This is a genomic window from Candidatus Symbiopectobacterium sp. NZEC135, assembly GCF_025962695.1.
Genome location: NZ_JAGFPF010000023.1, coordinates 25,544 through 39,541 on the forward strand (window position 1 = coordinate 25,544; position 13,998 = coordinate 39,541).

At 55.1% G+C, this 13,998-nt stretch carries 16 protein-coding genes; 5 read left to right on the top strand and 11 right to left on the bottom strand.

Annotation, left to right across the window (positions count from 1 at the left end):
• Positions 1-278: 278 nt before the first annotated feature.
• Both J5224_RS13070 and J5224_RS13075 read left to right on the top strand, forming a co-directional pair.
• Positions 279-1,829: an ABC transporter permease gene (locus J5224_RS13070; protein WP_264625818.1), complete on the top strand. Its 1,551-nt coding sequence runs from the start codon at positions 279-281 to the stop codon at positions 1,827-1,829.
• On the top strand, positions 1,826-2,902 hold the full coding sequence (locus J5224_RS13075; RefSeq protein WP_264625790.1) for an ABC transporter ATP-binding protein: 1,077 nt from the start codon (positions 1,826-1,828) through the stop codon (positions 2,900-2,902). The genes J5224_RS13070 and J5224_RS13075 overlap by 4 nt, the downstream gene beginning before the upstream one ends.
• A gap of 4 nt (positions 2,903-2,906) precedes the next feature.
• Here J5224_RS13075 and J5224_RS13080 read toward each other — a convergent pair whose 3' ends face one another.
• Entirely contained in the window at positions 2,907-3,215 is a 309-nt protein-coding gene (locus J5224_RS13080; protein ID WP_264625791.1) for a hypothetical protein, read from the bottom strand.
• Between the two features lie 276 nt (positions 3,216-3,491).
• On the opposite strand from J5224_RS13080, the gene hpt reads away from it, so the two are divergent.
• Positions 3,492-4,028, top strand: coding sequence for a hypoxanthine phosphoribosyltransferase (gene hpt / locus J5224_RS13085; RefSeq protein WP_264625792.1), 537 nt, complete (start codon positions 3,492-3,494; stop codon positions 4,026-4,028).
• Positions 4,029-4,220: 192 nt separating this feature from the next.
• On the opposite strand, the gene can is transcribed toward hpt, so the two are convergent.
• On the bottom strand, positions 4,221-4,862 hold the full coding sequence (gene can, locus J5224_RS13090) for a carbonate dehydratase (protein ID WP_195315906.1): 642 nt from the start codon (positions 4,860-4,862) through the stop codon (positions 4,221-4,223).
• Between the two features lie 114 nt (positions 4,863-4,976).
• Between can and J5224_RS13095 the strand changes: the two genes are divergently transcribed.
• The gene (locus tag J5224_RS13095) at positions 4,977-5,930 is read left to right on the top strand and encodes an ABC transporter ATP-binding protein (protein WP_222157840.1); all 954 of its coding nucleotides are present in this window, start codon (positions 4,977-4,979) and stop codon (positions 5,928-5,930) included.
• Complete coding sequence (locus tag J5224_RS13100; RefSeq protein WP_264625793.1) at positions 5,927-6,697, top strand: ABC transporter permease; 771 nt, start codon at positions 5,927-5,929, stop codon at positions 6,695-6,697. Before J5224_RS13095 ends, J5224_RS13100 begins: the two co-directional genes overlap by 4 nt.
• A gap of 33 nt (positions 6,698-6,730) precedes the next feature.
• On the opposite strand, the gene panD is transcribed toward J5224_RS13100, so the two are convergent.
• From panD to thpR, 9 genes are all read right to left on the bottom strand, one after another.
• On the bottom strand, positions 6,731-7,111 hold the full coding sequence (panD, locus tag J5224_RS13105; protein WP_264625794.1) for an aspartate 1-decarboxylase: 381 nt from the start codon (positions 7,109-7,111) through the stop codon (positions 6,731-6,733).
• A 34-nt stretch (positions 7,112-7,145) separates the two neighbouring features.
• On the bottom strand, positions 7,146-8,000 hold the full coding sequence (gene panC, locus J5224_RS13110) for a pantoate--beta-alanine ligase (protein WP_264625795.1): 855 nt from the start codon (positions 7,998-8,000) through the stop codon (positions 7,146-7,148).
• Between the two features lie 59 nt (positions 8,001-8,059).
• On the bottom strand, positions 8,060-8,854 hold the full coding sequence (panB, locus tag J5224_RS13115; protein WP_264625796.1) for a 3-methyl-2-oxobutanoate hydroxymethyltransferase: 795 nt from the start codon (positions 8,852-8,854) through the stop codon (positions 8,060-8,062).
• A gap of 98 nt (positions 8,855-8,952) precedes the next feature.
• Positions 8,953-9,444, bottom strand: a complete 492-nt coding sequence (gene folK / locus J5224_RS13120) for a 2-amino-4-hydroxy-6-hydroxymethyldihydropteridine diphosphokinase (protein ID WP_264625797.1) — start codon at positions 9,442-9,444, stop codon at positions 8,953-8,955.
• The gene (gene pcnB, locus J5224_RS13125) at positions 9,441-10,844 is read right to left on the bottom strand and encodes a polynucleotide adenylyltransferase PcnB (protein WP_264625819.1); all 1,404 of its coding nucleotides are present in this window, start codon (positions 10,842-10,844) and stop codon (positions 9,441-9,443) included. Before pcnB ends, folK begins: the two co-directional genes overlap by 4 nt.
• Positions 10,845-11,087: 243 nt before the next feature.
• Positions 11,088-11,945 (bottom strand): tRNA glutamyl-Q(34) synthetase GluQRS, encoded by an 858-nt coding sequence (gene gluQRS, locus J5224_RS13130; RefSeq protein ID WP_264625820.1) that lies wholly within the window; start codon positions 11,943-11,945, stop codon positions 11,088-11,090.
• 101 nt (positions 11,946-12,046) lie between these two features.
• Positions 12,047-12,502, bottom strand: a complete 456-nt coding sequence (gene dksA / locus J5224_RS13135; protein ID WP_196905643.1) for an RNA polymerase-binding protein DksA — start codon at positions 12,500-12,502, stop codon at positions 12,047-12,049.
• Between the two features lie 180 nt (positions 12,503-12,682).
• A complete protein-coding gene (sfsA, locus tag J5224_RS13140) occupies positions 12,683-13,414 on the bottom strand; it encodes a DNA/RNA nuclease SfsA (protein WP_264625798.1) in 732 nt (243 codons plus the stop codon).
• Positions 13,415-13,418: 4 nt separating this feature from the next.
• Positions 13,419-13,961: an RNA 2',3'-cyclic phosphodiesterase gene (gene thpR, locus J5224_RS13145; protein ID WP_264625799.1), complete on the bottom strand. Its 543-nt coding sequence runs from the start codon at positions 13,959-13,961 to the stop codon at positions 13,419-13,421.
• Positions 13,962-13,998: the final 37 nt, after the last annotated feature.

A 13,998-nucleotide genomic window follows, 5' to 3' on the forward strand; every position in this document is an offset into this window, starting at 1 on the left:
CAATCGTAAAATGACGTTATCACAGATGGGGGAAGTGGGTTCAAGGTTTATTTTACGCGTTCACGTTAGTAAAACTCGTTATTCCCTGATGTGCCAATCAGTAGGGGAAGACCAATGGCCGGATTAAGCCCCATTTATTCCGTGTTGATAACATGACGCCGTGCGCAGCCTCTGTTATTAATAGATGATGGTCAATAAGATTTACCGTTGCTGGTGTGATGATGTCGGGTCTCTGGCGTATCAGTTATTGGGTCATTAACGGAGCTTTTTTGCTTCCCGTGGGGATCGTCTTTGCGCTGGCATTTTGGCCTGAGGCTGGTGGCATACAAGCACTTTGGCAGCAGGGGATGCCACTTTATCTGCTGCATACGACGATTCTGGTCTGTGGCGCGGTGGCGCTGAGCTTGCTGATTGGGCTGCCTGCTGCCTGGGTCATGGCCTATTACCGTTTTCCTGGCAAACGCGGCGTCGCCTGGGCCTTGTGTTTGCCGCTGGCCATGCCTGCCTTTTTGATGGCTGATTTTTATGCCGATGTGCTGGGGCAACATGGCGTGCTGTGGGCGCTGTTTGACCTTCCTGCATTCAGCGAAGAAAGTGCATACCGCCGAACGCTACTGGGCGCCTGCGCCGTGCTGGCGCTGGCGTTTTACCCTTACGTTTATCTGCCGGTGCGCCATGCGCTGGAATCCCAACCGCCGCACTGGTTACAGGCCGCGCAACTCCTCAAACTGACGCCGCGCCAGGTCTTCTGGCGTTTGTCTTTTCCGCTGGTGCGCCCGGTTATTGGAATGGGGGCCATGCTGGTGGCCGTTGAGGCTTTGAATGATTATGGTACTGCGCGCTTACTGGCACTGCCTACGCTGACAACGCGTTTGATCGATGCAGGCGTGTTGCAAGGTGATACTCAGGCTGTCGCTCATTGGACGCTCTCTCTGTTGCCTTTCATTGTGCTGCTTACCTGGCTTGGGCTGCGCTTTGCCCGCCAGCAACGGCAAAATACCTTTCCGGGGATCGCGGATTACGTCGCCAAGCCAGTGCTGACGGTCGGTAAGGGGCGGTTGGTTACGCTGTTATGCTGGGGGCTGGCGCTGTTGGCTTTCGGCTTGCCGCTCGGTCGCTTACTGTATTGGCAACTCGTGCATGTTCTCGACGGCTGGAACGCAACGCTGCTCGATTCGCTGTTGAACAGTCTGACCATGGCATCGCTGGCAGCGGTTATTCTGTGTACGATGATGGTCCCTTTTCTGCTGTTTATCCGTCTGGCAGGCTTGCGCGCCGGACGCGTTTCCTTCGTTCTGGCGCAGTGGGGTTATGTGTTTCCGGGAGCCGCGCTGGCGACGGGTATTGCCATTCCATTGATTGCACTGGATAACGGGCTTCGTTCTCTGGCGATGCTGGCGGAGATGCCGTTTTCCCCCCCGCTGTTTTCCAGTGTTTGGTTGATCATGGTGCTGGTTTACTGCGCCAAATTCAGCCGCTTTGTGCTGGAGCCACTCAGTGTGGGTATGGCAAACATTCCGAGCATCCTGGATCGGGCCAGCGAAGCTGCGGGTCTTTCGCTCTGGCAACGCTGGACGCGCGTTTACTTCCCATTGCTGAAACCGCAGGTGATGATGGGCGCGGTTATACTGTTTTTCGAAGGCATGAAAGAGTTAAATGCCGCATTTTTGTTCCGCACGTTTGGGTGGGAAACCTTGCCGACGTATGTTTTTCGTCTTGTTGCCGATAACGGGTTGCAGTGGGGGGCTCTGCCAGCGCTGTGTTTAGTGCTGATTGGCGGTGTGCCGATGTTATGGTTTCAATGGCTTTGGAAGGGAAATAATCGATGACGCCCACCACGGTTTTGGCGGTGCAAAGCGTGTCTTGTCATTTCAGGCAGCAGCCCGTGCTGGACGCGATAACATTTTCAGTGCGCGAGCAGGAGCTTATTTGTGTATTAGGCCCGCACGACAGCGGAAAGAGCACGCTGTTGCAAGCGATCGCGGGCTTGTTGCCGGTGACAAAAGGGGAGATAGCGCTTGTGGGTGAGCGCATGAGCACCCCGATGGTGTCTGTTCCCGCGCATCAGCGTCCTGTTGGGTTGGTTTTTCAAGACTACGCCTTGTTTCCACATCTGACCGCGCAGGAGAATCTGGCCTTTGCCCGCCCGGTTCCCATGACGCAAGAATATAACGATGCGGTGCAGGAGATGCTGACGCTGTTGGGGTTGACCGCGTGTGCGGCACGCTATCCTCGCGATCTCTCTGCCGAGCAGCAACTGCGCGTGGCGTTGGGGCGTGCGTTGTTGTGTAAGCCGCGCCTGTTGTTGCTGGATGCGCCGTTCCCCGCCATGGATAGCCAGCAGCGCGACCGGCTGATTGCGGAAATTCGCGATTTGCTCAAACAGCGTCAAATTGCCGCCATTCTGGCGACGGTTAGTCGCGAAGAGGCGTTTGCCTGGTCAGATCATGTGGTGTTATTGCATGAAGGCAAGGTGATACAGCAAGGCAATCCTTACGAACTCTATTACCGACCTGTGCAGCGCGTAGTGGCTGATTTTCTGGGCAACACCAACTATCTGCCGATCACCGTGCTGAGCGAACATCAGTGGCAAAGTTCGATGGGGGATTTTCATGCCAACTATCCGCTTGGTTTCCCGATTGGCAGCCAGTGTGACTGGTTGGTGCGGCCGCAAGAAATTGCACTGGCGCTCGATCCGGATGGCGCAGCGCTGATTGAAGACCGCGTGTTTCTGGGAACCTCAAACGTGTACCGGGTTCGACTGGCGGAACGTGTGCTGACGGTACAAACCAGTAACTGGTTTGAGCCGGGGCAGCAAGTCAGAGTCAGTATCCGACCGGATCAGCCCATTTTGTTTCCCGCGTTACCGCCTGAACCCGTCACTGAAGAGAACGCGTCCTGAGGGGCTATTTGTCGGCCTTGCTCATCTCCACCGGTGGTGCTGGCAGCTCGCGAATCATCACCCTCACTTCATAGTTTTTGTTCTCTGCCTGAGGGGCATTGGCAATCAGCTTACTGAGTGCTTCAGCGGGCTGGTGGGTTTGCATCGATGCCTCGTAAAGCGGTGGTGCGGGGGGCGGAGGAAGCTCACCCTTGGCAAAGGGCGGTGCCCCCATCGGCAGTGGTCGTGGTGTTTCTGGTGCTGCCTGCGCTGTCCACGCGATCCCTAACAGCAGGGTAAGCAAAAGTGCAGGGTGCGAATGTGTGATGTTCATAAAAGACCTTTCTCGCTGGCTGAATTCAGGCCCTATCAAAGCCGCTCTGGCAGGGTGACGCAATGCGTTTTACCCAGTTTTATGCTGCGATAACGCTTCATTTACACTCCTGTCATTTTGCGATCGTCTGGCAACGAGAGGCGCATAAGCCTTTCCCTGTATCATTGAGAACCCTGCCCTGTGGCGTTATACTGCGCGCCTCAAAGAGACCGTGAACAGGCTGCGAAAAGCTGCGTAGCGCTGTGGTGTCGCCCTTTTTAAAAACGAGTGATGTGTATGATGAAACATACTGTGGACGTCATGATTGCCGAAGCGGACGTTCGCGCGCGCGTGAGCGCATTGGGTCAGGAAATCAGCCAGCACTATCGTGACAGTGACAGCGATTTGGTGTTAGTCGGGCTGCTGCGCGGTTCGTTTATTTTCATGGCCGATTTGTGCCGTGCCATCGATGTCTCCCACGAAGTGGACTTTATGACGGCGTCCAGCTATGGCAGCGGAACCAGTTCCACGCGAGACGTCAAGATCCTCAAAGATCTGGATGAAGACATCCGTGGTAAACACGTGCTGATCGTGGAAGACATTATCGATTCCGGCAACACCCTGAGCAAAGTGCGCGAAATTCTGCGCCTGCGTGAGCCTGCGTCACTGGCTATCTGTACGCTGCTGGATAAGCCGGAGCGTCGGGAAGTGGACGTGAAGGTTGAGTGGGTCGGTTTTTCTATTCCTGACGAATTTGTGGTGGGATACGGCATCGACTACGCACAGCACTACCGGCATTTGCCTTATATCGGTAAGGTGATTCCGCAGGAATAAGATCCTATCCCATTAGGGCTATTTTACTTGCCATTTTGGCCCTGGGCAGTGCTCGAAATCCTCACGTACTCCGTGTATGCTCCGGTTTCTGCGCGCTGTCCGTGACCAAACTGGCTGCGCTAATTACGCCTACTGGGATAGGCTCTACGTGGTCGCGCCAAATCGAGGGGCACATAGCGTGCCCCTGTAACATCAGATCAGGGAAGAGATGGCACGGCGATAACGCTGTTCCAGCGTTTCGCGGCTGGTGGCGGTCACCTCAAGGTCGCTTAACAAACCGTCCTTGATGCCATACACCCAACCGTGGATCGTGACCTTTTGGCCACGTTTCCAGGCGGATTGCATGATGGTTGAGTGACCCAAGTTGTAGACCTGTTCTACAACATTGATTTCACACAGTTTGTTAAAGCGTTCTTCGGGCGGCAATTCTCCCAGCAGCGAGCTATGCTTGTACCACAAATCACGGATGTGCAGCAGCCAGTTGTTGATAAGTCCCAATTCAGGGTTTTCTACCGCGGCCTGCACGCCGCCGCAACCGTAATGCCCGCATATGATGATGTGTTCGACTTCGAGCACTTCAACGGCGTACTGCACCACGGAAAGGCAGTTTAAATCGGTATGGATAACCAGGTTTGCCACATTGCGGTGAACGAACAGTTCGCCGGGCGCAAGGCTGGTCAGGCTTTCCGCGGGGACGCGACTGTCAGAACAGCCAATCCATAAGAAACGGGGTTTTTGTGCCAATGCCAGACGTTCAAAGTAACCCGGATCTTCTTCAACCATGGTGTTAGACCAACGCTGGTTGTTGGCGATGAGCGTTTCAATATCTTTCATGAAAGTAAATGGCCTGTGACAAAAAAAGGGCAGTGAAAGGTAATATAAGGCAAGCGTGAATGTTTTAAAATCGAAACTGAGTCACTCATTGATAATAGGGCTAGTTAACTTGTTATGACATATGCACTTGAACTGGAGAAACTGACCAAAACGTACCCAGGGGGCGTTAAGGCAGTGCGCGGTATCGATCTGCGCGTGGAGGCCGGGGATTTTTATGCGCTGCTGGGACCGAACGGCGCAGGGAAATCGACCACGATTGGCATCATCAGCTCACTGGTAAACAAATCTTCCGGTAAGGTGCGTGTTTTCGGCTACGATTTGGAGCGAGACATCGTTAACGCCAAGCGCCAACTCGGGCTGGTGCCTCAAGAGTTTAACTTCAACCCGTTTGAAACGGTGCTGCAAATCGTTACCCATCAGGCGGGGTACTATGGCGTGTCGCGTCAGGATGCCTTGCAACGGGCGGAAAAATACCTCAAGCAGCTCGATTTGTGGGAAAAGCGCCAGGAAAAGGCGCGCATGCTTTCCGGTGGGATGAAGCGCCGTTTGATGATTGCGCGCGCCCTGATGCATGAACCCAAACTGCTGATCCTCGATGAGCCAACCGCCGGAGTGGATATCGAACTGCGTCGTTCCATGTGGGGGTTTCTCAAAGCGCTGAACGCGCAGGGCACCACCATCATTCTCACCACGCACTATCTGGAAGAAGCAGAAATGCTGTGTCGCAATATCGGCATTATTCAGCATGGTGAACTGGTGGAAAACACCTCGATGAAGGCATTACTCGCTAACGTGCAATCGGAAACCTTTATTCTCGATCTCGCGCCGAAAAGCCCGCTGCCCAAGCTGGAGGGGTACGCCCACCGTCTGACCGATACCTCAACGCTGGAAGTGGACGTCATGCGTGAGCAGGGGCTTAATGGCGTATTCAGCCAATTAAGCACGCAAGGGATTCAAATATTGAGTATGCGCAATAAGGCGAACCGTCTGGAAGAGCTGTTCGTCTCCATGGTTAACGGTGAAAAGATGAAGCATGTGAAGACCAGCGGGGAGGCGAAAAAAGCATGACGCAGTTATATTGGGTCGCCCTGAAAAGTATCTGGACCAAAGAGATCAACCGCTTCAGTCGCATCTGGATACAAACGCTGGTGCCGCCAGTGATCACCATGACGCTCTATTTCATTATCTTCGGTAGCCTGATTGGCTCTCGTATCGGTGAAATGCACGGTTTTGACTACATGCAGTTTATTGTGCCTGGGCTCATCATGATGTCGGTGATCACCAACGCCTATGCCAACGTCGCAGCGTCTTTCTTCAGCGCAAAATTTCAGCGCAACATTGAAGAACTGCTGGTAGCGCCCGTGCCAACACACATCATTATTGCCGGTTACGTGGGGGGTGGGGTAGCCCGCGGCGTGTGTGTCGGCGTGCTGGTCACGGCGGTATCGCTGTTTTTTGTTCCGCTGCATGTGCATGCCTGGTGGGTGGTGGTGGCGACGCTGCTGCTGACTGCGGTACTGTTCTCGCTGGCCGGATTGCTGAATGCGGTATTTGCCAAAACCTTCGATGACATCAGCCTTATCCCGACGTTTGTGCTGACGCCGTTAACCTACCTTGGCGGCGTGTTTTATTCGCTGACGCTGCTGCCGCCATTCTGGCAAGCCGTGTCCAAGCTCAATCCCGTGGTGTACATGATAAGCGGCTTCCGCTACGGCTTTCTCGGCATTCAGGATGTACCGCTGGCCTTCACCATGACGGTGTTGCTGGTGTTTATTCTGGTGTTTTACGTGCTGGCGTGGTGGCTGATCGAACGCGGGCGTGGTCTGCGGAGTTGATAAAAAAACGGGGCCTTACTGGCCCCGTTGCTTTTAGGCGACCTGAACCGGAATCGCCTTCGCCTGGCGCGACATCACGTTGTCGCCAGAGAAATAGGCGACTTTCGGGTGATGCGTGCGTGCTTCTTCGTCTGACATCTGTACATAGGAGCAGATGATCAGTTTGTCGCCAACGCAGGCGCAGCGTGCCGCCGCCCCATTGACAGAAATAATGCGTGATCCTCTTTCTGCCGCGATGGCATAGGTAGAAAAACGCGCCCCGTTATCCACGTTGTAGATATCGATGGCTTCGTATTCCAGAATGCCCGCTGCATCCATGAAATCCTGATCGATGGCGCAAGAGCCTTCATAGTGGAGATCTGCCTGGGTGACTTTTACCCGGTGCAGCTTACCTTGTAGCATGGTGCGTATCACTGTCGGTTACCTCGGTTAATGTCTGTCATGCCAGTCAATCGACTAGCGCAACCTGCTGATTATCAATCAAGCGGGCCTTACCCAGCCAGGCTGCCATCAATACCACCGCGCGCGTGCTGGCCACGGTCAGTTCTTGCAGCGTATCCGCATCGCGAATGTAAAGCTCATCGGGCGTGAACCCGGCTTCGCGTAACGCTTCTGCGGCACTGGTTACTATTTCCTCAAGCTGGCGATCGCCGTTGCTGAGTTTCTCCACCATCTGATCCATGATGCGTTTGAGCGCTGGCGCAGACTGACGCTCTTCCGGGCTAAGATAACCGTTGCGCGAGCTGAGTGCCAGCCCGTCCGGTGCACGGACAATCGGCACACCAACGATATCAATGTCATAGCCCATGTCGCGCACCAGTTGGCGAATCAGCGCTAACTGCTGATAATCCTTTTCACCAAAGCAGGCGATATCGGGTTGTACCATGTTAAACAGCTTACTGACAATGGTGGCTACACCGCGAAAATGGCCCGGACGGCTGGCGCCTTCCAACATGGCTGACAGACCTGGCACCTCGACAAACGTTTGCTGGCCCAGTCCATGGGGATAGACCGTGTCTGGCGAAGGAGCAAACACCAGATCCACGTTACGGCGGGTTAACTTTTCGCAATCCTCTTGCAAGGTGCGCGGATAACGTTTCAAATCGTCAGGTTTATCGAACTGCATCGGGTTGACGAAAATGGAGACGATAACAATATCGGCGCGTGCACGCGCCTCGTCTACCAGCGTCATGTGTCCGTCATGCAGATTGCCCATGGTGGGCACCAATGCAATGCGTTTCCCCTCTTGACGCCAGCGGCGAATCTCTCGGCGTAATAGCAAAGGGGTTTCAAGAATCAACACGGTCTTGCTCCTTTGTACTCATCATTGTTATCAATACTTGCTGTGGTAAAGGGTCTAGCTTAACGGAACGAATGTTCCTCGGCAGGGTAAAGTCCCTGCTCAACTTCCTGTACATAAAGGCGCGCGGCGGCGGGGATGTCGGCGCTTTGTGCCAAAAAGTTTTTGGCAAATTTTGGGGTATTCTCGCCAGTGATGCCGAACGCATCGTGCATCACCAGAATTTGTCCATCGGTGACGTTACCTGCACCAATGCCGATAACCGGGATCGACAATGCCTCGGTGATACGCTGGGCCAGTGGAACAGGCACGCATTCCAGCACCAGCAATTGGGCTCCCGCCGCCTCCAGCGTTAACGCGTCATCCAGTAATTGCGCTGCCGCTGCATCATCGCGTCCCTGAACCTTGTAGCCGCCGAAAATATTCACCGATTGCGGTGTCAATCCCAGATGGCCGCACACGGGTACCGCGCGCTCGGTCAGCATCTTCACCGTGGGAGCAAGCCATTGACCGCCTTCCAGTTTGACCATATTGGCACCGGCGCGCATCACTTCCGCCGCATTAGTAAACGTTTGCTCTGGCGTGGTATAAGCCATAAAGGGCAGGTCGGCAAGCAGCAGACACAGCGGCGCACCGCGCCGTACACAGCGGGTGTGATAGGCAATGTCACTGACGGTGACTGGCAGCGTGGAATCATGGCCTTGTAACGTCATGCCCAGCGAATCCCCCACCAGCATCACGCGAATGCCATTGTCGTAGAATAAGCGGGCAAAACTGGCGTCATAGGCGGTAATGGTCGCGAATTTACGCTTCTCCTGCTTACATTTGCGTAGGTAGGTCAGGGTTGTCGGTTTCATAGGCAGCCTCCCAGAATCGAAAAAGTCAGGAGAGCATCTTAAAGGAAGCCTGCCTTAAGGCATAGCGGTTGAAGGGGGGAAATGCGACGTGGGTGATATCAGCCTTGCTCATCCCACAGCGTCATGCCGTTGCGCGGCACGACAGACAGGCGCAACGCCAGCGCTTCACCGTCAGGGAAGTGCAAATCCGGGGCGATGTCGGCCAGCGGGTACAGCATGAATTCCCGGTTTTTCATGTCGTAATGAGGCACGGTTAAACGCGCAGTGTGCAGGGTTTCATTGCCATACAGCAGAATATCCAGATCCAGCGTGCGCGGCCCCCAGCGGTGCGCTTTGCGCTCGCGGCCATGCTGCTGCTCAATGGCTTGGGTGTGATCAAGCAGAATTTCCGGCGCGAGCGTAGTGTCCAATGCCACCACTGCATTGAGATAGTCGGGCTGATCTTGCGGACCCAATGGGCGGCTGCGATAAAACGGTGAACAGCACAGCACGCGGGTGTGCGGCACGGTATCCAGCGCCGCCAGCGCGGAGTTGACCTGTTGTAGCGGATGCGCCAGGTTGCTACCCAGCGCCAGATAAACGCGTGTCACGAGGTTCTTTCTCTGCGCGGCGCACTCGGCTTACGGCGTCGGGAATGGCGGTGTGGCGTAGGCCCATCATCCAGCGTGCTGAGCATGGCTTGCTGGCGCGGCAGCGTGGCGACCTGGAATTCTCCCCACCATTGAGAGAGACGTTGCAGCTCTGGCTGGCGCTCTATTTCGGCGCGCAGGCTCAACAAATCGTAGGCAGCCCGGAATTTGGGGTGCTCCATCAGCTTGTAGGCGCGTTTTCCCTGACGGCGCGACAGGCGCAACTGCAACTGCCAGATATCACGCACTAACGAGGTGATACGCTTGGGAATGGCGAGAGAGCGGCACTGTTCGTCCAGAATGTCGTTCATGGCGAGGGCGAAGGAGTCGAAGTAGGTTAATCCACTCTCCTGCGCCAGTTTCTGTGCATGCTCAATCAACGGATACCACAGCATGGCGGCAAACAGAAACGCCGGGTTAACGCGCATATCATTTTGCAGCCGCTGGTCGGTGTTCTTTAACACCAACGCCACCATTTTTTCCAGATGGCTATCGCCGTTAGGCGTAAAGTGGCGGCTGATCAGTGGGAACAGCGGCTGAAACAGTTGGTATTCGCACAGCAAACGGTACGTCGGGTAACCGTAGCCCGCTTGCAACAGCTTCAGGGATTCTTCAAACATACGTGCAGCGGGGATATCGTGCAGCAATGCCGCCAGACGCGGAATCGGCTCGGCGGTTTCCGGACTGATGGTCATGTTCAGTTTGGCGGCAAAACGCACGGCGCGCAGCATGCGTACCGGATCTTCCCGATAGCGGGTTTCTGGATCGCCAATCAACCGGATCACGCCCTGGCGCAGATCGTTTAACCCGCCGGTGTAATCACGCACGCTGAAATCAGCCACGCTGTAATAGAGGCTGTTAATGGAAAAATCGCGGCGTTGCGCATCTTCTTCAATGCTGCCGAAAATATTATCGCGTAACAGCATGCCGCTCTGCGCCTGCTGAGAGGTGGTTTTTAGCTGCTGCTCCTGATGTTGCTCGTGATGGCCGCGAAAGGTCGCGACTTCAATCACTTCAGGGCCAAACATCACGTGCGCGAGGCGGAAACGGCGGCCAACCAGGCGGCAATTGCGAAATAACTTACGCACCTGTTCCGGCGTCGCATTGGTGGTGATATCGAAATCTTTTGGCTTTTTCCCCAGCAGCAGATCCCTGACGCCGCCGCCAACCAGATAGGCTTCATAGCCCGACTTGTTCAGGCGATAGAGTACCTTCAGCGCATTTTCGCTGATATCACTGCGCGAAAGGGTATGCTGGTCGCGCGGAATCACGGTCATAGCCTGACGCACGGGCTCCGCGGAGGCCACGTCATTGTCGCGGCTGAGTACCTTGCGACAGAAATTAGCGACTCGGGTAAAGATGGTACACCTCGATAGTGATGAAAAAATAACGCTACAACAAAAAATAGCGGCTAATCATAGCTCACCGCGCCACCTTTGAGAATGCCGATGTTGCTTCAGCCACATCGGATGCCCCGATTAACGGAATATATCCGTCATACTTCAAGCCGCAGGTGCGTTGGCTACACTCTTTCACCCGAATCACTTACTTGAGTAAGCTCATCGGGATTCACTCGTTTGCCGCCTTCCTGCAACTCGAATTATTTAGGATATAGACGCGAGTGACCAATGGCTAACGGCCCACTGCAAAAGGACCGGCAACGCCATATCCTGCCAGTGCTCCGGCACCGGCTGATTAAGAAAGCGCAGCGCGCTTAACAGCACTGGGCGCGGATCGCCATCCGGTAGCGCTGGCGCGTGGTTCTGCTTGGAAAGCTTATTTCCCTGCGCATTGAGCGCCAGCGGTAAATGGATGTAATCCGGTACCGGATAACCTAGCTGTTGATACAGTGCGATCTGCCGGACGGTGGGAGCAATCAGATCTGCGCCGCGCACAATTTCCGTTACCCCTTGATCGTGGTCATCCACCACAACGGCAAGATTATAGGCGAATAATCCATCGCGGCGATGAATGATAAAATCTTCCTGTGCCAGCGCCGGATCGGCATACAGCTCTCCGCGCAACCTGTCGTGAAAGTGCAACACCGGGTTGTCTTGGCGTAAACGAAGGGCGGCGTGGGTGGGGCCCAACTGGCGCGTACGGCAATGACCATCATACTGCCCGCCCAGTGAGTGAATGCGTTGGCGCGTGCAATCGCAGTAGTAGCATTGGTGGCGGGCTTTCAGTGTGGCCAGTACGTCCAGATAACGCGCATGCCGTTGGGATTGATAAAGCACAGGGCCATCCCACAGCAAACCGTAGTGTTCCAACTGTGAAAGAATGCGGCTTGCCGCACCAGCGACTTCGCGCGGCGGATCGATGTCCTCAATGCGCACCAGCCAGCGGCCACCCTGGGCGCGTGCCTGTAGATAGCTGCCTAATGCTGCGATCAGGGAACCAAAATGAAGATCGCCGGAAGGCGATGGGGCAAAGCGGCCGGTATAACGATGGGTGTCAGGCATACGGGTGAACAATGCCAGCACGTCACTCCCGCATTCGGTGCCGGGAGATGACGCTACGGCAAAAACGTAAAGCGGAACAGCTTTTCCGCCCTACAGTGGGATTACCCCGCCATCTGTTTCTCGCGGATTTCCGCCAGCGTTTTGCAGTCAATGCATAAATCGGCGGTAGGACGCGCTTCCAGGCGACGGATACCAATTTCAACACCACAAGAATCACAGTAGCCGAAGTCCTCGTCTTCGATTTTCTGTAGTGTTTTGGAAATCTTTTTGATCAACTTGCGTTCCCGATCGCGGTTACGCAGTTCCAGACTGAACTCTTCTTCCTGTGCGGCGCGGTCGACCGGATCCGGGAAGTTGGCTGCTTCATCGCGCATATGGGAAACGGTGCGATCCACTTCATCCCTGAGTTGATTGCGCCATGCTTCAAGAATACGCTTGAAATGAGCCAATTGGGCGTCGTTCATGTACTCTTCGCCCGGCTTTTCCTGGTACGGCTCCACTCCAGCAATTGCGAGAATGCTCAGAGAAGATGTCTTACGGTTTTGCTCTTCTTGCATGTTGCTTCTCCTACATAACACGACACGCACTATCGATCCCTAAGGGGGGAGAAAAACAGGCCGCTATAAATAGCAGATGGAACTAGGGTTGGCAATAATTCCTGTCACAGGCCTGATAAGGTGCCAGGAACCTCGTCGTCACATCCGATAATAAACAACAGGTAAAGACACCTACCGTCTTTATCGCGTTACGGTTAACGGCAACGGGTACGTGAGCGTAATACCGTCAGGGCATAATGTGGTGGCATAGCAAAAAATTTCAACCCCCTTTTGCCGCGCTTCGCAAAATAATTCTGCATAACGGGCATCGATGTGCTGTGCAGGCGCTACCTCGGCGATGCCAGAGTGCAGTACCGCGAAAAACAGCACGGCACGTTCGCCGTTTTCAGCCACCTGCATCAATTCGCGCAGGTGCTTTTGTCCACGCTGCGTCACGGCGTCGGGAAAAAATCCCTGGTGAGGCGACATATGCAACGGCGTTTGTTGCAATAATGTAACTGACTTCACCTCAATATAGCAGTTAATCTGCCCCGGTGCCCGCAACAGCAGGTCAATGCGGCTGTTCTCCGTGCCGTATTTCACTTCAGTAGCGATCTGGCTGTAACCGGCTAACTCAGGAATGCGTTGTGCCAGCAGCGCTTCATGCACCAGATGATTGGCGCGCAACGTATTGACACAAATCCAATGCCCCTGCGCGGTTTCTGTCAGTTCCCAACTGTGCGCGTATTTACGCTTGGGGTTATCCGAGGTGGAGTACCACACCGTATCCCCCGGCGTGGCGCACCCGGTCATCGCACCGGTGTTGGCACAGTGCAGCGTAAAAGTTTCTCCTTCGGGCGTAACCACATCGGCAAGGAAGCGTTTGTAACGCTTAATCAACCGTGCCGGTTTGAGCGGAGGCGTAAAGTTCATCGGGTTATCCTGCGTTAGGGGGGGGCAACGGCCATTCTGCGACCTGTTGATAGCGGGTTTTTCCCTGTTCCCAGCGAGATTCATACAGGGCAAAGCGCTCGGCCGATAACGTCCAGTCAAAATTGGCGGGGGGAAGCGCCACCGGGCGCGTGGCACCGCGCAACAGTGTGATATGCGGGTGAAAGGGCTGCGGGCTTTGGTAGCAACCGCTGCGTGCCGCTTGCGATCGCAGCAGTGCGGCCAATTGCAGCAAGCCGCGCGGTGCCTGGCGGCAGCCCAACCACACCACGCCGGGGCGCGGCCACTGGCCTGCATCGTTAAGATGCAACTGAAAAGCGGGCTGACGAATCCTGTCGGCCAGCAACCGAAGGGCGCGCTCTTTTTGCTCGCTCACGTCACCCAAAAAGGCCAGCGTCACATGCATATTGGCGGCAGCAACCGGGCGTCCCACCTCCGGGGCAAAGTGCTGGGCACGCCACTGAACCAGCGTTTGTGCCAGTGTATCGGGTATGGATAAGGCAAAAAACAGGCGGCGTGTGCTTAACATGGCTCTCTCTCTACGCGGATAACCGAGGATGCTACAA